Origin of the sequence: Phaeobacter sp. JH20_02 (genome assembly GCF_048056915.1) — a bacterium.
GTDB lineage: Bacteria > Pseudomonadota > Alphaproteobacteria > Rhodobacterales > Rhodobacteraceae > Phaeobacter > Phaeobacter bryozoorum.
Genome location: NZ_JAYMVP010000009.1, coordinates 176725 through 195339, shown reverse-complemented (window position 1 = coordinate 195339; position 18615 = coordinate 176725). Strand labels below are relative to the sequence as shown.

At 58.9% G+C, this 18615-nt stretch carries 20 protein-coding genes and 1 tRNA gene; 6 read left to right on the top strand and 15 right to left on the bottom strand.

Annotated elements, in window-relative coordinates; translation table 11 throughout:
* Positions 1-163: 163 nt before the first annotated feature.
* The 5 genes from flbT to VWY34_RS02580 all read right to left on the bottom strand — a co-directional run bounded on the left by flbT (position 164) and on the right by VWY34_RS02580 (position 2684).
* Positions 164-568: a flagellar biosynthesis repressor FlbT gene (flbT, locus tag VWY34_RS02600; RefSeq protein ID WP_416534381.1), complete on the bottom strand. Its 405-nt coding sequence runs from the start codon at positions 566-568 to the stop codon at positions 164-166.
* 2 nt (positions 569-570) lie between these two features.
* Entirely contained in the window at positions 571-942 is a 372-nt protein-coding gene (gene flaF, locus VWY34_RS02595) for a flagellar biosynthesis regulator FlaF (RefSeq protein ID WP_340547064.1), read from the bottom strand.
* An 81-nt stretch (positions 943-1023) separates the two neighbouring features.
* Positions 1024-1836, bottom strand: coding sequence for a flagellin (locus tag VWY34_RS02590; protein ID WP_416534380.1), 813 nt, complete (start codon positions 1834-1836; stop codon positions 1024-1026).
* Between the two features lie 208 nt (positions 1837-2044).
* Positions 2045-2404 (bottom strand): flagellar export chaperone FlgN, encoded by a 360-nt coding sequence (flgN, locus tag VWY34_RS02585; protein ID WP_340547066.1) that lies wholly within the window; start codon positions 2402-2404, stop codon positions 2045-2047.
* A complete protein-coding gene (locus tag VWY34_RS02580; protein ID WP_416534379.1) occupies positions 2397-2684 on the bottom strand; it encodes a rod-binding protein in 288 nt (95 codons plus the stop codon). Before VWY34_RS02580 ends, flgN begins: the two co-directional genes overlap by 8 nt.
* Before the next feature lie 236 nt (positions 2685-2920).
* Here VWY34_RS02580 and VWY34_RS02575 point away from each other — a divergent pair, with 236 nt between their 5' ends.
* From VWY34_RS02575 to VWY34_RS02550, 6 genes are all read left to right on the top strand, one after another.
* The gene (locus VWY34_RS02575; RefSeq protein ID WP_416544147.1) at positions 2921-4504 is read left to right on the top strand and encodes a flagellar hook-length control protein FliK; all 1584 of its coding nucleotides are present in this window, start codon (positions 2921-2923) and stop codon (positions 4502-4504) included.
* A 4-nt stretch (positions 4505-4508) separates the two neighbouring features.
* Positions 4509-5195: a flagellar hook capping FlgD N-terminal domain-containing protein gene (locus VWY34_RS02570; protein WP_340547069.1), complete on the top strand. Its 687-nt coding sequence runs from the start codon at positions 4509-4511 to the stop codon at positions 5193-5195.
* Between the two features lie 29 nt (positions 5196-5224).
* On the top strand, positions 5225-6115 hold the full coding sequence (locus VWY34_RS02565; RefSeq protein ID WP_416544146.1) for a phosphotransferase family protein: 891 nt from the start codon (positions 5225-5227) through the stop codon (positions 6113-6115).
* A 184-nt stretch (positions 6116-6299) separates the two neighbouring features.
* On the top strand, positions 6300-7286 hold the full coding sequence (locus VWY34_RS02560; protein WP_416544165.1) for a glycosyltransferase family 2 protein: 987 nt from the start codon (positions 6300-6302) through the stop codon (positions 7284-7286).
* The gene (locus VWY34_RS02555; protein WP_416544145.1) at positions 7283-8983 is read left to right on the top strand and encodes a beta-1,6-N-acetylglucosaminyltransferase; all 1701 of its coding nucleotides are present in this window, start codon (positions 7283-7285) and stop codon (positions 8981-8983) included. The genes VWY34_RS02560 and VWY34_RS02555 overlap by 4 nt, the downstream gene beginning before the upstream one ends.
* 6 nt (positions 8984-8989) lie before the next feature.
* Positions 8990-10420: a nodulation protein NodH gene (locus VWY34_RS02550; protein ID WP_416544144.1), complete on the top strand. Its 1431-nt coding sequence runs from the start codon at positions 8990-8992 to the stop codon at positions 10418-10420.
* Positions 10421-10445: 25 nt separating this feature from the next.
* Here VWY34_RS02550 and VWY34_RS02545 read toward each other — a convergent pair whose 3' ends face one another.
* From VWY34_RS02545 to VWY34_RS02500, 10 genes are all read right to left on the bottom strand, one after another.
* On the bottom strand, positions 10446-10910 hold the full coding sequence (locus tag VWY34_RS02545; protein WP_340547073.1) for a PTS sugar transporter subunit IIA: 465 nt from the start codon (positions 10908-10910) through the stop codon (positions 10446-10448).
* 43 nt (positions 10911-10953) lie between these two features.
* On the bottom strand, positions 10954-11517 hold the full coding sequence (gene hpf, locus VWY34_RS02540; RefSeq protein WP_416538487.1) for a ribosome hibernation-promoting factor, HPF/YfiA family: 564 nt from the start codon (positions 11515-11517) through the stop codon (positions 10954-10956).
* Positions 11518-11865: 348 nt separating this feature from the next.
* Complete coding sequence (lptB, locus tag VWY34_RS02535) at positions 11866-12624, bottom strand: LPS export ABC transporter ATP-binding protein (RefSeq protein ID WP_340547075.1); 759 nt, start codon at positions 12622-12624, stop codon at positions 11866-11868.
* Positions 12624-13103, bottom strand: a complete 480-nt coding sequence (locus VWY34_RS02530) for an LptA/OstA family protein (RefSeq protein WP_416538503.1) — start codon at positions 13101-13103, stop codon at positions 12624-12626. Before VWY34_RS02530 ends, lptB begins: the two co-directional genes overlap by 1 nt.
* A 24-nt stretch (positions 13104-13127) precedes the next feature.
* Positions 13128-13727, bottom strand: a complete 600-nt coding sequence (lptC, locus tag VWY34_RS02525) for an LPS export ABC transporter periplasmic protein LptC (protein WP_340547076.1) — start codon at positions 13725-13727, stop codon at positions 13128-13130.
* Between the two features lie 18 nt (positions 13728-13745).
* Positions 13746-14717 carry a KpsF/GutQ family sugar-phosphate isomerase gene (locus VWY34_RS02520; RefSeq protein ID WP_416544143.1) on the bottom strand — a complete coding sequence of 324 codons (972 nt, stop codon included), beginning with the start codon at positions 14715-14717 and terminating at the stop codon, positions 13746-13748.
* A complete protein-coding gene (locus tag VWY34_RS02515) occupies positions 14714-15328 on the bottom strand; it encodes a ribonuclease D (protein WP_416544142.1) in 615 nt (204 codons plus the stop codon). The genes VWY34_RS02520 and VWY34_RS02515 overlap by 4 nt, the downstream gene beginning before the upstream one ends.
* Before the next feature lie 232 nt (positions 15329-15560).
* A tRNA-Thr gene (locus tag VWY34_RS02510) sits at positions 15561-15636 on the bottom strand.
* A 72-nt stretch (positions 15637-15708) separates the two neighbouring features.
* Complete coding sequence (locus VWY34_RS02505) at positions 15709-17229, bottom strand: heme biosynthesis protein HemY (RefSeq protein ID WP_340547079.1); 1521 nt, start codon at positions 17227-17229, stop codon at positions 15709-15711.
* Positions 17230-17239: 10 nt separating this feature from the next.
* Positions 17240-18595: a hypothetical protein gene (locus tag VWY34_RS02500; RefSeq protein WP_416544141.1), complete on the bottom strand. Its 1356-nt coding sequence runs from the start codon at positions 18593-18595 to the stop codon at positions 17240-17242.
* Positions 18596-18615 lie beyond the last annotated feature (20 nt).

The window sequence follows — 18615 nt, the reverse complement described above, 5'->3', positions numbered from 1 at the left end:
TGTACATGAGGCGAGGCAGAATATTCAAACTCAAGCTCTGTGTGAGACGCCTGCTTTCACGCCCACACCTGGATTGTGCTTCACAGGCCCAAGGCGGCCTGATCATTCTCTGTGATGACAATTCCAGCCGACGATGCCGTTTCCGGCATAATCGGCTGAGAACTCATGATGGGCGCACTGCCATCAACCGGTCTTCGCGTGGCAAGAGGGTGCGCAACGCTTTCAAGCACCGGTAATGGTTGTCGGAGAGAACCGCATCAGTGGCCTCTGCCAGCGAGGCGCGACTGTCCGGATCGGTGAAGACCTGGCTCAGCTCTTCAATCCGGCGCAACATCTGCAAACGATCTTCCTCGCCGTTAACATCGCCAGACAGGACCAGCTGCGCGGCGTAGCAGACGCGACGTACCGGCGTGTTGGCTTCTTCGGGATGGATGGCATCGCGCAGGCGCAGGATGTTTGCATCCGGAGTTACGATCGACAACCGGCTGCGCCGATCCCCGTTTTCAATTACTGCACCATTCACCAATACCCGCTCTTTCGGGGCAAGTTTCAGGACCAATCCGCTCATATTCAGGACGCTCCGCTGCGAAGGCCACGCATAATGGCCGTGTTGATTTCGACCAGCAGCCGCACGTCCGCTTTGCGGGCCAAGACTTTACTGGTGTGTTGATGGGTAAATTCACCAAGCGAGAGCAACTGAGCTTTCAGTTCATCCGGGAGTGGGTTCCCTGGACTTGCAACTTCGATTGAAAAGATCGACCAGAGTTTTCGGTTGTCGGTGAGCGCTGCGGCAAGTTCGGTAAACCCAGGCTTACCTTTCTGTGCGGCCGCAACCATGCGACGTGTTACTCGGGCAATGACTTCATATTCGAGGTTCTTTGCAGTTCGGGTCGGGGCCTTCGCCGCCGAATAGGCGCTCTTCGCCTTTAGAAGGGCATTCACGTGTTATCCTAACATGTAATCTACAGATTCTCTGCGATAGGGGATCTGGGGCGCGCAACAGCGCCCCAGATCAAGCTGTCATTAACGGAACAGCTGCATCAGGGTCTGTGGCGCCTGGTTTGCAATCGACAATGATTGCACCGCCAGCTGCTGCTGGGTTTGCAGCGCCTTCAGCCTTGCAGAGGATTCCTCCATATTTGTGTCGGTCATGGTGCTGACGCCCATTGTCAGGGAGTCGGACAGTTTCGACACAAACATGCCCTGGTCGGACAGACGGTTGGAGTCCGCACCCAGCTGAGCTGCCGCATCAATTGCGTTGCCCAGCATGGTTTCGATCTCGGTCAGAGCAGTAGACGCGGTGGCAACGTCGGTGATGCTGGTGATACCCGCTGTGCTGATGTTTGCTGCCGAGTCGATCGAGGTCACAGTGATTGTATCTGCGGCCGGATCCAGTCCACCCAGAACAGTCAGTGCAGTGGTGACCGTATCATCGAGCAGGTTCGCGCCGTTGAATTCAGCAGAGTCGATGATCGACTCGATCTGCGCCGCCTTCTTGGCAATGCTGTCCTGAATCTTAGCATGGTCAACGTTTTCCGAGTTCGCGGAAACCGCCAGCTGCCGCATCTCGGTCAGAGTTTCAACGATCTGCTCCGCGCCGGACAGAGCAACAGCAACAGTTGCCTCACCAACGCCCAGGGATTCCTGAACCGACTTATAGGCGGCGATGTCGGAGTCCATGGTTTTGGAGATCGCCCAAACGGCCGCGTTGTCTTTGGCCGAACCGATACGTTTACCGGTCGAAATCTGGCTCTGCGTTTCGTCAAGGCTGTTGTTCACGGACTGCAGGGTCTGCAGTGCAACCATTGCGCCGTTGTTAGTCAGAATGCTGGACATAGCATGTATTCCTTTGATTAGAGGCGTTTTGACCTCTGGTTTCCCTGCCCCGAAGGGCGCTCTCTGACGTCTTTCTGACTATGCGTTCCGCCGTCCGGCTTCCGCGCCACCCTCTTTGGAAGGTGCAAAGTGACATTGGCCTACTATGTGCTAAAGGAGTGCTAATGCCGGAAATTCCATTGCTAGAATTTTCCCTAAATTGGGCTGGTTATGCCCGTTTTTCCAAGCTGGGTGTGCCCCCGGTCGCAAAGCGGGTTTTCCGCCCCGACTGATCATAGACATCCAGCCCCTTGCGCACACGACGCAGTTCGGCCATCCGGGCAGCCACCGCCCGAATACCTTCCATCGCGCTATCGAGCAGTACCTGATTGCGCGAAACCTTGCCCTGGACATGCTCCAGAGCCTCGCGCTCCAGATCGGCTGTCATATTCAGCGTCGTGATGATTGCCTCTTTTTTTGCAAGCAGCGGCTCCAGCGCCTGCAGATTGCCACTGACCAATGCCGCGCGTTCGGCATCAAGCAGGGAATCGAGTTCCTCAATCAGTTGTTGCGGTGTCTGATCAGTCATTGGTCTGTGCCTCTTTCAATGCGTGATAAAGTGATTCTGCCAGGCCGATACCGCCTGCTTTGGAGATCTGCTCCGCCTGTGCGCGCACAAGAAAACTGGAAAACTGATCTTCGCCCGCGCCGCCGCCCATGGTTTCGCGGCTTTCGCCAAGGCCTGCGGATTTCAACATTTCTGTAAGAAAGGTCGCCTCAAGTTCCTGAGCTGCTTTGCGCAGCGGGTCTTGTGGCGGTTTGATCACTTGGGGACGCTGTAGCGCCGGTAGTTGAGCAATCTGTTCCATGATGTACCTCATTCTGAGACGTCGAAATTGCTTCGATTTTTTCTATTTTGGCGGATGATCGGTTAAAATTGCCGTAACCGATTGGCGTTAAGGTGCATGGATCGAGATAGAATGTCTGGAAGCCAATGTTTATCAACGCACTTACGACTCCCACCCCTGGTGGAGCGCAGGGATCGGAGAAGATCCAGCAAGGCGAATCGGCAAAATCGCGTAAAGGCGCAAGCTTTGACGCGGTTATGGCAGAGACTGCAAAATCTTCGGATAGCGCAGAAACCGCGGTGACCGAGGTTGAGGAACTCGCAGAACAGCAGACCTCAGCGTCCGGCGCTTCGGAAAAAGCGAATCAAACCGTACAGGATGGTGACGCAGAGGCGCCCATCGACGAAGCCCGGCAAGATACGTCGAGCGAAGAACAGATTTCTGACGACCCCAAAATCGTGATGGTTCAGCCGGAAACGACAGCTGAACAGCATGAGGTGCCCAGCGCGCATCCTGCGCCAATGGCGATCGGCCAGAGCGGCAGTCAGACCGATGGATCATCTGATCCCGATGCCGAAAGCGGCAAGCAGGCGATGCAATCCGAGAGAACGGTTGACGGCGCGTCGGATGATCAGGCTGCTAACCTTAAAGCAGCCTCGGATGCTGCAAAAACTGCCGGATCCGCTGCGATGATCCAACAATCTGAAGCTGGGGCACAGGCGGTGGGTGATCCCCGCAACGGTGGGCTTCAAGGGGCGCAGTCTGAGACAGCCAGCATGCCGGAACGCGCCGCGGCAGAGGCGAATCAAAAGCTTGCGCTGAAAGGCGATCCGACGAGCGCCGAAGCCAAGGCGGATCGACAATTGACCGGTGATCACCGCACAGCGACGCCCGAGGTACCTGGCACCGGTGCAGGATTGAACCGCCAGCCTGCAGGCACTGATGCCCTTGCGCAGTCCACAGCACGTACTCAGGCGGAGCAAAAAACCGCGCAGTCGCTGGCTGCAACTGCACCGCAGTCTGAAGCGGCAAATGAGGCGGTTAAACCCCCTTCGGCGCAGCAGACCCAGCCCGTCGAGCAACAGCGGACGGCAACACCGATCCCGGTAGAGGCAGCACCGCCGCCCGTACGAGAGAAATTTGAAGCCCGGCGCGCCGCGTCTGAGCAGGTACAGCAGAACACAGCCGCTCAGACCGCTGCACATATCCCGCAGGGCACCTATTCGACGGCCCGCTTCGGCCTTGGTGCCGGGGCCCTGACTGCCGCGATGCCTAGCGCCAACGCCACTTCGGCGCTAGCGCTTGATTCGCTGACCTCAGCAGAGGCCGGAGGGGCCAAGGTCACAGGCGGCAGCACAGGAATGGAACTACCAGGCCTGGCGCAATTGCTGACCGAGGCAACCGTGAGCCCGGGAACCGTTCACAAGCCGGAAACCCCTCGTCTGATTGCGAATCAGATGGCCGAAGCCCTCGCGATGAAAGGGGATCGCAACGTTGACGTTGCTCTAAATCCCAAGGAGCTGGGGCATGTGAATATGCGTGTTTCAGTCACGGATACCGGCGTCAGCGTCATGATCCAGACCGAACGCGCCGAAACCGGCGATCTGATGCGCCGCCATATCAACGAACTGGCGGATGAATTCCGGCGCATGGGATTTGAGGATATCTCGTTCCAGTTCTCAGGCGGTGAGACCTCCAATCAGGGCGGTGGCCATGACGCCTCCCATACCCCAGCGGGTCGATCCGCAGGGCGTGGCGAGGAAGAGATGGCCGATCTCCCCGTAGAACCGATGACACAATCACTCAACCTCGGTGAGGTTGGGCTTGATATGAGGATGTAAGACGATGACAACTGTATCGGGTGCTGCGGCACCGCAACAGCAACAGGCAGCGACCGCCGCGCCGGAACCGAAAAAAGCCACCGGAATTGCCTCTGACTTTGAGACGTTTCTGAAGATGCTCACGGCGCAGGCGCGATATCAGGACCCTTTGGAACCCATTGATTCGACAGAGTACTCTGCGCAGCTGGCACAGTTTTCCATGGTCGAGCAGCAGGTTCAGGGCAATGAGGTTCTGGAAGGTATCCAGGCCCAATTGGGTCTCGCCAATATGGCAGCTATGTCGGGCTGGGTCGGTATGGAAACCCGGTCTGCGGCGCCTGCCTATTTTGACGGGACCAATCCTGTCACCGTGTCGCCCAATCCAGCCCAGATCGCGGACACTGTTCACCTGGTGGTCAAGGATGATAGCGGCAAGGAAGTTCAGCGGATCAGCCTACCGGTCACTGCTGAGCCGTATCAGTGGCAGGGTATTGACGATGACGGGTACGCGTTTGATGCTGGCAGCTATAGTTTCACTCTGGAAAGCCAGAAAAACGGTGAAATCGTTCTCTCCGATACTGCTGAGACCTATACAAGGGTGAAAGAAACTCAGATGCGGGGCAACGAAGTGGCCTTGATCCTTGAGGGCGGCTCGGCGATTTTGGCGTCATCGGTGACAGCATTGCGTGAACCTACGGCACCTGCAGTCTGACGCATAATGGCACCGAAGACCTGGACTGTGTGGTAACACAGACCATAGCGACGGAGCCTGACCTGCAACATCATCGGACACAGTTCGAAACACGTTTTCTTGCGCATCTCGCTGGCCTCGGCCTGAGCGACGCTACGCCATGTCCGCTGCTGGGCGGTCGCTCCAACCGGGTCTGGCGGTTGGGCGGTATTGTTGTGAAGCTCTATGGCAGAGGCAATGCCAACCCGCTGTTTGCCAATGATCCCTCACGCGAGCAGGCGGCACTCAGCGCGCTTTACCGCACTGGCATGGTGCCGTCTCCGCTGGCCGCGGGTCAGTTCGAAGGGCGCGACTGGCTGGCCTATCAACACTCGCCCGGGGTGACCTGGTCATCCGGTACCACCCGTGTGGCAGAACTACTGGGACGTCTGCACACACAGCCTGTCATTCCAGATCTACCAAACGGCATATCCGGCAGCGCAGAGATTGCCGCCCAGACCCGCACCATTCTGGGCCATTGTCGCATGGGCAATGACCTGTTGCGGATTGAACCCACGAGACCTGTCGCACCGCTTGGCGTCCATAGACTCATCCACGGGGATCCGGTTCCTGGCAACATAGTGACCTGCGATGGGCAGCTGACATTGATCGACTGGCAATGCCCACAGATCGGGGATCCGGCAGAGGACGTCGCGCTATTCCTGTCTCCGGCAATGCAGCAGGTCTATCGCGGTGCACCGTTATCTGCAGTTGAGGAGGCGGCATTCCTGGCGGCCTACCCTGATCCGCAGGTGGTGGCGCGCTACCTGGAGCTGAAACCCTGGTTCCACTGGCGAATGGTGGCCTATTGCTGGTGGCGCGACGAACGCGACGGTGAGGCGGACAGCCGCGCCTATCGGCTGGAACGGGCAGCTCTGGACGCGTGCCTCGCAGCCGCCTGAGGGGCTTTGCGGGAGCCATTTCGCAACAACACCGTCAATCCCAAATTCATTGTTTCCAAATAGCTTACATGGCATATTGTGCGGAATGTCGCTGGCGGTGATGCGGTCGGGTTGACGACAGTCCGACACGGCACCTTTGCAACCGGGGATGGAAGCAGTCTTGAGCCTTTGGGAGTCTTATCGCATGCGGCTGCGGCGGAAACGCCGGATCCTGCGTGCCATGCGCAAGTCCCGCGAATTGTCAGCGGTTCAGGATCAGACCGATCAGATCCGGCCCGGTGACATACTGCTGGTGACAACCCTGCGCAATGAACAGATCCGGCTGCCATATTTCCTCGATTACTATCGCAAACTGGGCGTCAATCATTTCCTCGTCGTAGACAATGGATCGGTCGACGGCACGCGCGAATATCTGCAAGGCCAGCCCGATGTCTCGGTCTGGCACACAGTGGCCAGTTACAAGCGTGCCGGTTTCGGCATTGATTGGATGAACCATCTGAAACGTCGCTACGCCCATGGTCACTGGGTGCTGGTCGTCGACCCGGATGAGCTGTTCATCTACCCGTTCTGCGACAGTCGTCCGCTACGGGCACTGACCGACTGGCTCGACAATTCTGCGATCCGTAGTTTCTCGGCCATGCTGATTGACGTCTATCCAAAAGGGAAACTGGATGCCGTTCCCTATCGCGCCGGACAGGATCCGCTCGAAATCGCCAATTGGTTCGACAGCGGCAACTACTCGATCAAGCGCAATCCGATCTATGGCAACCTGTGGATCCAGGGAGGGCCGCGGGCGCGTGTTTTTTTTGCCGATCAACCAAAGAAAGCACCGGCGCTGAACAAGATCCCGCTGGTGAAATGGGATCGCCGCTATACCTATGTCAGCTCGACCCATGCCTTGCTGCCACGCGGCCTCAATCAGGTCTATGAAACGGATGGTGGTGAAAAGGCCAGCGGCGCCTTGCTGCACACAAAATTCCTCCACACGTTTGTGACCAAGGCCGAGGAAGAGATGCTGCGTGAACAGCATTATGCGGGATCGGCCGAATACAAAGCCTACGCCAAGGCCATAGAGGATCAGCCAGAACTCTGGTGCAAGTGGAGCGAGAAATACATCAACTGGCGCCAGCTGGAGATCCTTGGCCTGATGTCCAAGGGCAACTGGGCATGAGCACGGTTGGCATCGTCTTGCTGGTCCATACGGCACTGGACCGGGCCGAACAGGTCGCGCGCCATTGGGTCGCAGGCGGGTGCCCCGTTGTTCTGCACGTTGATAAGAAGGTCCCTCAGGCAACATATTCTGCCTTCAAGGCCGCATTTGCAGGTGATCCAATGGTGCGGTTTTCGCGGCGGCATCGCTGCGAATGGGGGACCTGGGGCATCGTCGCAGCCTCTCAATCCGCATCCGAGCTGATGCTGGCAAAATATCCCTCGGTGCGGCATGTGTTTCTTGCTTCCGGGTCCTGCCTGCCGCTGCGCCCGGTGTCTGACCTGGTGGACTATCTTGCCGCCCGGCCCCGCACCGACTTCATCGAAAGCGCGACCACTGCCGATGTGCCATGGATTGTCGGCGGGCTAGATGTGGAACGGTTCACGCTGCGCTTTCCCTTCTCGTGGAAGAAACGCCGATACCTTTTTGACAAATATGTCTCGCTTCAGCGCAAGCTGGGCATCAAGCGCAGGATCCCCGACGGGCTAGTGCCTCATATGGGCAGTCAGTGGTGGTGCCTGACGCGGCAGACACTCTCGGCGATTCTGGAAGACCCAGACCGGCCGCGCTACGACCGGTATTTTCGCAAGGTCTGGATCCCGGATGAGAGCTATTACCAAACCCTCGTTCGGCTCTATTCCAGCAATATCGAAAGCCGGTCACTGACCCTGTCCAAGTTCGACTTTCAGGGCAAGCCGCATAATTTCTACGACGACCATCTGCAACTGCTGCGTCGGTCCGACTGCTTTGTCGCGCGGAAAATCTGGCCTCATGCGGATCGGCTCTATTCGACGTTTTTGGGTGATCAGCCGGATCTGATGAAAACCTCGGAACCCAATCCGGGCAAGATAGACCGGATTTTCTCCAAGGCGGTTGAGCGGCGCACCCGAGGTCGTCCCGGCCTTTATATGCAAAGCCGCCTTCCGGCCAATGGGCTGGAGAATGGCATCACCTGTAACCCCTACTCGATGTTTCAGGGTTTTGCAGAGCTGTTCGAAAATTTTGAGGAGTGGTTGACCCAGGTCACCGGCGCAAAGGTTCATGGGCATCTTTTTGCCCCCGAGCGGGTGGAATTTGCTGACCGCCAGACGCTGATGAACGGCGGTCTGAGCGACAGTGCCAAGCTACGGGATTATCATCCCAAGGGGTTTCTGACCAATCTGATCTGGAACACCCGTGGTGAACGGCAATGTTTCCAGTTTGGACCGCAGGACAATCAGAGTATCAATTGGCTGGTAGCGCGCGACCCCAATGCACAGGTTTCGGTGATTTCCGGTGCCTGGGCGGTGCCCCTGTTCCGGTCCAACAGGAATTTCTCCGACCTGCGACGTGAAGCGGCACGATTGCAGCAGATCGAGGCGAAACATATCGAAATTCTCCGCTCCAAATACGTAAAGGCGCGTGTGCGGATCTGGTCGATGGCCGAATTTGTCGAATCTCCGATGGAGCCCCTCCAGACCATTCTGGATGAATTCGGTGCACAGGCGCAGCGACATCTGACGACGGCGCCAAGGATGGTGGATCTGGCGGGATTTGGTCAGTTTCTGCAAAATCTAAAGAACCAGGGGATGCACCCTTATCTGATGGGCGATTTCCCGGCGGAACAGGGGCCGTTGAACATGCCGAAGACGCCGCGCAAACCCTATTTGGTGCAATAGCGAACCATGACCCAAGACTTCGACTACTTTGTTGTGTTTGCGGAGATGCGGACCGGGTCCAATTTTCTGGAAGCCAATCTGAACGCGCTTGAGGGCGTCACCTGTCACGGCGAGGCCTTTAACCCCTATTTTATCAGCTATCCCAACCGCGAGACGACGCTGGGCTGGACACAAGCACAGCGCGACAGTGACGTACTGGGATTTCTGTCGCAGATCCGCGACGCCGAGGGCGCGTTGAACGGTTTTCGCTACTTCCACGACCATGACCCGCGCATTCTGGACGCGCTGCTTGACGATCCACGTTGTGCCAAAATCATCCTGACTCGGAACCCGGCAGACAGCTATGTCTCGCATAAGATCGCGCGCAGCACCGGCCAGTGGAAATTGACAAACGTGAAACGCCGCAAGGACGGGCTGGCGACGGTCGATGCGGAGGAATTTGCCCATCACGTTACCGAGCTGCAGGGTTTTCAGCTTACATTGCTGAACCGGCTGCAAAGGTCTGGCCAGACAGCCTTTTATCTGGCCTATGAGGATCTTCAGGATCTGGAGGTGATCAACGGACTGGCAAAGTGGCTGGGTGTCGATGCCCGGCTGGCGCAGCTCGACGATAGCCTCAAACCGCAAAACCCCGCTGCGCTGGAAGAGAAGGTCGCCAATCCTTCGGAGCTTGACCGCGCGATGGCGCGGCTGGATCGTTTCAACCTCTCTCGGACCCCGAATTTCGAACCTCGGCGCGGCCCGGCAGTGCCTGATTACATCGCGGGGCAGCAGCTGCCGCTATTGTATCTGCCGATCAGCGGTGGTCCGACGGATGTCATACGCAGCTGGATGGCCGGGCAGGAACCAGACGGCGATGGCGCCTTGATTGAGGGGATGAACCAAAAACAGCTGCGGCAATGGAAGCGCGGCCATCCCGGGTTCCGCAGCCTCACCGTTCTGCGTCATCCGGCGGCCCGGCTGCATCATGTCTTTTGCACGCGTATTCTCGGGTCAGAGACAGGAACATTGCGCCAGATCCGTAATCTGCTGCGCAAACAGTTCAAGGTTCCGCTGCCCAAGGACCCTGCACATGGATCCTATACCCGCGAACAGCATCGAACGGCTTTTGCAGGTTTTGTCGAGGTGATTGGTGCGAATCTTTCAGGGCAGACCGGGTTTCGCACCGATGCCTGCTGGGCCACTCAGGCGCAGACAATTGCGGGGTTTTCAGCTGTTCAATCGCCAGATCTGATCCTACGAGAAGAGGATCTGGCCACGACTTTGCCTGATCTTGCCCGGTGGCTTGGCCAATCCAAAGCCAGCGCCCCGGACGCACCCGGGGTCGACCAGCCGTATAGTCTTCAGGATATTTATGACGACACGCTGGAGGCGCAGATCGCAACTGTCTACCAGCGCGATTACATATTGTTCGGGTTTGACGCCTGGGCGCGCTGACACGCCCGCCCGCGCGTGTGCGACGTCAGGCCGCCTGAACCGACTGATCCTCGGTCAGGATGGTATGAAGCGTCGCCGGGTCAGGGTTGGCCCGCAGCTTGGTGCAAAAGCTCTGTTCACGAAGCGTGCGCGATACCAGTGCCAGCGCTTTGAGATGTTCAACGCCGGCATCCTCCGGTGCAAAGAGCGCGAAGGCGATATCAATCGGCTGGCGATCCACCGCACCAAATTCCAGCGGTGTCTCCAGCAGCAGGAATACACTGACAACCTTGTCCAGACCATCAAGGCGCGCGTGTGGCAGGGCAACACCGTGCCCCACACCGGTGGGGCCAAGGCTTTCGCGATCCAGCAAAGCCTCGACCGTTGGTTGCGCGGGGAGCCCGTAGGCGAGTTGAGCAACATCTGCAATTTCTTGAAACAGACGCTTCTTGCTGGATGCAGCGCCAAAGACACGTACGGCCTCAGGCTTCAGGATGTTAGAGATCTGCATACTTCAATAGCTCCGCTCAACTCACGTAAAACTCCGTGACAGGTTACGGATCGATCCACCCGATATTCCCGTCTTCACGACGATAGACGACGTTCAGGCCGTCCTTGCCTTCTTTGCGAAACACCAGAACCGGGGCGCCCGCCAGTTCCATTTGCATCACGGCCTCACCAACCGAAAGGGATGGAATTTGCGTTTCCATCTCGGCGACGATGATAGGCTGCAATGATTCTGGTTCAGACTCGGTGCCGGTGTCTTCAGAGGCGAGGATATAAGAGCTTGCGCCGAAGAGTTCAACCGGCTCGCTCCGATCACGGTGATGGTCCTTCAGCCGACGCTTGTAGCGACGCAGCTGCTTCTCCATCTTTTCGCAGCAATCCTCAAATGCGGCATAGATTTCAGTGGCATGCGCTTTTGCTTGCGCGGTCAGACCAGTGGACAGGTGCACGGTCGTTTCACAAACATATTCATGCGCAGACCGCGAGAAGACGACATTGGCGTCCGTCGGGCGTTCAGCATATTTCGCGACCGCCACGCCAAGCTCCGATTGCACATGGGACTGCAACGCCTCGCCAATGTCGATCTGTTTTCCGCTGATTTGGTAACGCATGTGATCTCCTTCACAAATAGACCCTCAAAACCCAACTCGGGCCAAGCCCGGCTGCTCTCGCTTCAGTTCTGAAAGTGGGATTTAGGCAAGACAGTCGATTGCATTCGTCTGGGCCTTGTTAACAAGGCTGGAGCGAGGACAGCATCGGACTGCGGGTTTGCCATAAGTCAATTCGATGACAACCAGGCGAGAGAGTCAATGCAAATCGGCGTCAAACGGTTACCCATTTATGAGCAGGCGGCGGGTTTCCACCTGTTCTCAAATGGTTGATGACGCGCTGCTGTCAAAGGTGGGCGGCAAGGCGCAGACCCGGCATGTCACTGTGCAGCTGGACCGTGTCCGTAGGGATCAAGAGATCCGAAAATTGTCCCCGAGATAGACGCGGCGCACATTTTCGTTTTCGACCACTTCGGACGGCGTGCCGGACATCAGCACCTTGCCATCATGCAGGATATAGGCGCGGTCCACGATCTCCAGTGTTTCGCGGACATTGTGGTCGGTGATCAGCACGCCGATACCGCGTTTTTTCAGATCACCAACCAGATGGCGAATATCCCCGACCGAGATCGGGTCGACCCCGGCAAAAGGTTCATCAAGAAGCAGATATTTCGGATCCGCAGCCAGACAGCGGGCGATTTCGACGCGGCGACGCTCACCACCAGACAGCGCCAGCGCCGGCGCCCGGCGCAGATGCTCAATCGAGAAGTCAGACAGCAGTTCTTCCAGACGCTCGCGGCGTTTGTGGGCGTGTTTCACCGCAATATCGAGCACGGAGGAGATATTATCTTCCACCGACAGGCCGCGAAAGATCGACATTTCCTGCGGCAGGTAGCCAATGCCCATGCGCGCGCGACGGTACATCGGCAGCGTGGTTGCATTCTGCCCATCGATGGTAACCGAGCCAGCCTCAGGGAATACCAGACCAGCAATCGCGTAGAAGCTGGTGGTTTTACCTGAGCCGTTCGGCCCAAGCAGTGCAACGACCTCGCCCCGGTCCAATGACATGGAGACGTCGCGGATGACGACCTTCTTGCTGTAGGATTTACGCAGCTTTTCGATGCGCAGACCTGAGCTGCCGTCGGTGACTGTCAATGCGGGCGCGGCCATCAGTCGCCGCCGCCGTTCAGAATGGTTTTCACCCGGCCAGATAGGCTGGCGGTGCCGGTGGTCAGATTCACAACAAGGCGATTGGACGTCAGCGTCCCGGTGGACTGACTGAGCAATACATTGCCCGTCATCACCACGGTTCCGGAGTCGATGGTGTACTCGGCTCTCTCCGCCTCTGCCGCGTCGGGACCGTTTACAAGAATGACATTGCCGGTGGCTTCCAGCCGTTCGACGCCTGTTTTGCCAGTTTCGTCCTGCTTGTAGATCACCAGAACGTTGTCGGCCGACAACCGCATAACACCCTGAACGATCACAACGTCGCCGACAAACCGAGCTGACCCGTCAGCCTGATTCACGTCCAATGTCTCTGCGGTGACTTCCACCGGTTGCGACGGATCAGCCTTGATCGAGCCGAATGCGATGGACGCGGACTGCGCCGACACCCCCGTTGAGAACAGGGCGACCGGCAGGCAGAACATCAATACACGCAGATACAACACAGGTTATCTTTCTGATTGTTGCGGGTCATATAGCAGCTTGACCCCTTTGTTGAAAACCATATGTACCGGCCCGCCCTCGGTTTTTGTGTCGATCTGCATGGCGCCTGCGGTCAGATCGCCCATCGCACCACTGGCCTGAACGGGTCCTGGGCTGTCCGCCTGCACACCATTGAGAGCGGCGTTTAATTCCTGCGTGATGACCCGCAAACCGTCGCTCGACAGGATTTCAACATCGCCGCGAAAGTTTGCCATATTCTTATCCGGGCGCAAGGCGCCTGTGTCCGAACTCAGCAGGAAGCGGCCGCCACTGGTCATCCTGATCTCGGCTTCGAGGTTCACTGCGGTTGCTGGCGCGTCTGGGCCACCCGGGCGAGCCAAGGCGGCGGTTACCATGATTTCATCACCCTGCGCGGTGGTTCCCGAAAAGAACGGCGCGGTGATCTGCTGTCCGCGGGTGCGATCCTTAAGATCTTCTTGGGCGAAGGGGATCACCGCATCTGTTTCGACGCCGCGTGAAATCAGGAACATGGTCGACATCAGCGCCAGGGCCATCAGCGGCAGCAAGACCTTCAGATAGGCCACAAGGCGGGAATAGCCATCCATGGTTCGCCGCGTCCCCCCTCAGCCAAGCCCGACGCGCAGGCAATCGTGGATATGCAGCAGTCCGACGGCCTTTGCCGTCTCTGCATCGGGATCGACGACAAACAGGCAGGTAATCTTGCGGTCATTCATGATTGCGACGGCTTCTTCCGCAAGCGAGCCGGGAGCAATGGTGGTCGGGTTGTGAGTCATGACATCGGCGGCGGATTTTTCCAGCAGCCCGTCCATATGCCGCCGCAAATCGCCATCGGTTATGATGCCCTGCAGCACACCGCCCGCATCAGTGACACCAGCAACGCCAAATCCTTTCTGGCTGATTTCGATCAGCGCGTCGGGCATTGGGGTTTCGGTGCTGACCAGCGGCAAGGCCGCCCCGTCGTGCATCAGGTCGTCAACCTTCGACAGCTGTGCGCCCAGCTTGCCACCGGGGTGGAAGGCGCGGAAATTTTCAGGTCGGAAATCCCTGTGCTTCATCAGGGCGATGGCCAGCGCATCGCCCATCGCCAGAGTGAGCGTCGTCGAAATCGAGGGCACCATGCCAAAACCGCAGGCCTCGCCCATGGCGGGGATTTGCAGATGCACATCGGCCTCTTTCATCAGGGTGCTGTCCATCCGGCTGGACAGTCCGATCAGCGGGATGCCAAAGCGACGCGTGAACGAAAGCAGATTTGCCAGCTCAGGCGCTTCACCAGAGTTGGAAATCGCCAGCACCACATCACCTTTGGACAGCATGCCGAGGTCGCCGTGGCTGGCTTCGGCGGGGTGGACGAAATAAGCGGGCGTCCCGGTAGATGCCAGGGTCGCGGCGATCTTGTGCCCGATATGACCGGATTTACCGATACCGCTGACGATGATCCGCCCTTCGGCCTGAAGCACGAGGTCTACGGCCTCGGCAAAGCGTGCATCCAGATTGTCCGCCAGCGCATCCAGAGCACGGGCTTCGTCGGTGATCACCTGTCGCGCGGTGGCGAGGAATGTCTCTGCGCTGCTCATGAGTGTGCAAAGATATCGGTTTCGGGCCAGCCGGCGAGATCCAGCTTGGCACGCATCGGCAGAAAATCGAAACAGGCCTGCGCCATTTCGCTGCGACCTTCCCGATCCAGACGCTTGTCCAGCGCCGCGCGCAGCCGGTGCAGATACAGGACATCGGACGCGGCATAGTCGAGCTGCGCATCGGTCAGTTGCGGCGCCCCCCAGTCGCTCATCTGCTGTTGCTTGGAAATATCGACACCGATCAGGTCCTGAGTCAGGTTCTTCAACCCGTGGCGATCCGTGTAAGTGCGGACCAGGCGGCTGGCAATCTTGGTGCAATACACCGGTGCCGCCAGCGCTCCAAACGCGTGATACATGGCCGCAATATCAAAGCGGCCGAAATGGAACAGTTTCAGCACGTTGGGATCCTTGAGCATCCGGCAGAGATTGGGGGCTTCGGACTGCCCCTTGGAGACCTGCACGATATGCGCATTGCCGTCACCGCCTGACATCTGAATAACGCAAAGCCGGTCCCGATGCGGGTTGAGACCCATCGTCTCGCAGTCGATCGCAACGACTGGCCCGAGATCAAGCCCGTCGGGCAGGTCGTTCTGGTAAAGGTGATTGGCCAAGAGACGCGATCCTTTGTCTGGCAGGTACAACGGGTTTGGCCCCGAGATAGGGGTTTCGGCAGGCAAACTCAACTCTGGCACCGGCAATTGGCTCCGCTTTGGCGTGGAGCAGGTCCAATGCAACAGGGGGTCTGGCAGATATCTGCGGTCTTTTGATTGATCGCGGCTATAGATCGGCCACCGATATTAAGTCGGGCGATCCTGCCGCGATGATCTTTTGCCGGTGGTGGTATGGTGCCGCTGAAGGGACTCGAACCCCCGACCCCATCATTACGAATGACGTGCTCTACCATCTGAGCTACAGCGGCGACCAGCGCGGGTCAGGGCCCGCAGCGGTCTGTGCGGCGCGCGTTAGCATTGGCGCGCCGCTTGGAAAAGATCTATTTCGCGCCTTGGAATTTCCCCTTGGGTTCTTCGGAAGCGTCGGATGCTGGGCTGTCTGGATCCGGTACCGCCGCCGGATCGTCACTTTCCAGCAATTCGACCTCGGGGATGTCACTTGTATCCGGTCCGGCGGCCCCTTCCGGCGTGCCTGTGATCAAGGGCAGCACCTGCGCACCAGTGGCGCCGACAATCTCGGGGGCCTCGGGGCGGCGCCAGCTAAGTGTGTCGAAGCTAGAACAGTTTTCACAGACCGGCGCCCATTCCGCGTGGATATGATTGCAGGTATCACAGACCCACTGTGGTCCGCGTGGCGCATTCAACGCCCGTGCCAGCCAGCCCTGGATTACCGCGTCCGAGGCACCCTCGCCCTTCTCGATGGCCGCCATCAAGGTCAGCGCCCGTGCATCGGGATTTCGTTCGACCAAATCGCCCAGCGCACGACGGGCCTCTGGAAAATCCTCGGCGACGATATGCAGCTCGGCCATCACCAGCCGGGTTTCATCATGCTGCGGCGCCAGCCGCGACAGTTGAGCAAAGCGTTTCACCCGCTCCGCCGCGGTTTCATTCGGCTCGACCTCGGCAAAGGCATGTGCCAGATCCGGGTGCGGCTGCGCTTCCCAGGCTTTTTTGAGAACCCGGATGGCGTAGCGCTTCTTGTCGCGCGCCAGATAGGCACGGGCCGCCATGGCCGCCGCGGGGACCAGATCCGGCGAAAGCCGGTTGGCCTCGATCGCCTGTTCCTGCTGTTCGACGGTCGCCCCGTCTTCGACAATCGCGCGAGAGGCGGACAGGGCCAGCACCGCATCGCGGCGCTTGTAGACGTCACGCGGCAGGGTGCCGGTCTTCAACTTCGTCGTTAGCGTCTTGCGCGCACCAGCCCAATCCTGCGCCCGCGCCTGAAGTGTCAGCAGCGTATCCTGCACCTCTTCGTGTTTGGGCCGCAGAGCAAGCGCCTTCTCGGCCAGTTGACGCGCCGTATCGGTATCCCCTTCGGAGAGCTTCTGTTTCATGATGCCGCGCACCCCGACAAAGCGGGTGGACTGGTTGCTCACCAGCCGCTTATAGGCCTCCGCTGCCTTCTTCGTGTCGCCTGCCAGCTCCGCAGCCTGCGCTGTCAGCAGGTCCGTCAGCTCCGGCTTTTCAAGATATTTCTCCGCGCGCGCAGCCTTGGCCATTGCCAACCGCCCTTCGCCAGAAGCCAGCGCCATCAACCCGTCGGATAGCGCCTGATAGCCCTTGCGCTCGCGCCCCTTGTCGAAATAGCGCGAAATCGCGGTTTCATCGCCATTAAGGAACCGTAGCGTCGCCAGAAGAAGTGAGAGAAGTTTGAATGCAACCCAAACGGCAAAAACCAGAACTGCAAGCGCAATGACCGACTGCAATGCGCTCAGGGTGTATTCGGTGCCGGCGACCGTGATCTGAACGCCGCCAGCGGTTTCCGTCAGCAATGTGGCACCAAAGGCGAGCACCGCCACGATGGCGACGAAAACGAGAATCTTCAACAATGACCAGAGCATGGCAGCTTCCTTATTTGGCGTTCAGGCTTTGGGCCAGTTCATTCACGGCAGCAACCGCCGAGAGGCGCGCGCGTGCAGCAGCCTGCCAATCAGCGAGCGGCGCAAGCGCGGTTTCGGGCAGGGCCTCAAGTTCCATCAGTGCGTCCTGCAGATTGCCATTCTGGACGGCCGCCTCGGCACGGGACAGAACGGCATCAGGATCATCCCCTTCGCGCGGTGCGACCGAACGTGCCCCAAGCTGACGCCGCATATAGGCGGCGATACCGCCGGTTCCCTTGGCTTCCTGACGTGCCGCAGCCAGCGCCTCACGTGCAGCCGGGGCAAACCCATCGCGCAGGCTGGAGCGGGTACTGACGCCAGCCTCTGCAGAGCCTGCCAGCGCCTCTGGCGGCGTCACACCAACCGCCCGCAGCTCATCCAGCAGACCGCTGAAGCTTGTCCCCGCATCAAGCGCCGAGCGCAGCCGCGCGACAATTGTTTGCGCACTGGCGATTCGGGCGGCCTCGGCGCTGGCTGCATCCATTGCACGCGCCTCATCGACCATTTTTTCGACCTCGGCCCGCTGTGCAGCCAAGCTGTCCTGAAGCTTGTTCAGTTCCGCCTCAAAGGCAGCAACAGCCTCTGGGCTAGCCGCGTCCGTGATCGGACGGCTTTCCAGCGCATCAACGCGGATCGCCAGACTATCCAGCGCGTCCGCGAGACCGGTATCACCTGCGGCGGTCGCTCCGGATTGCAGCGCGGCCACCTCCTGCTTCAGCGTATCCAGCTGTTCCGCCAGCGGTGCAATATTCAGATCGGCAGCGGTGGCGGCAATCCGGTCTTCCAGCTCGGAAATCCTTGTGTTCAGGCTCTCCTGAAGCTCCTCCAGAGCCGTGGCATCAACCGAAGGGGCGGTGCGCCACGACGGGGGCAGGAAGCCGTCCAGCACATTCGACTGCCCGGCCACAAACCCAAGCCCAGCCGCCACGACCCCTCCCAGAACCGCTGCGCCAAAACCGCCGCGTCTCTCTACGATACGCTCAACCTCGGGCGCCGGTGGGGTGAAGGGGGGCAGATCATCTGCACTGCGCTCCGTAGCGGCGGTCTCCGCAGTCGAGGCTTCGACCAGTTCGACAGTTTCTGCCTGCTGCGGGTCAAGTTGATCGCGCTGATCATCAGAGACAGAGCCGGTTTCAGCATTTACCGGCTCGCTTGGCTGCACGTCTTCGGCCTCTGAATCCACCTCGGATTTGGTGTCCTCAGCTTGCGTCGCTTCGACCAGCTCGGACGGATCGTCGCCAGCTGCGGTTTCGTCGATGTCCAGCTTGGAGACAGACGACTGGCCCCTCTCGGCCCGCATCTCATCGGATGTTTTCTTGTCAGCCACGCCGACATCCCCCTCGATTC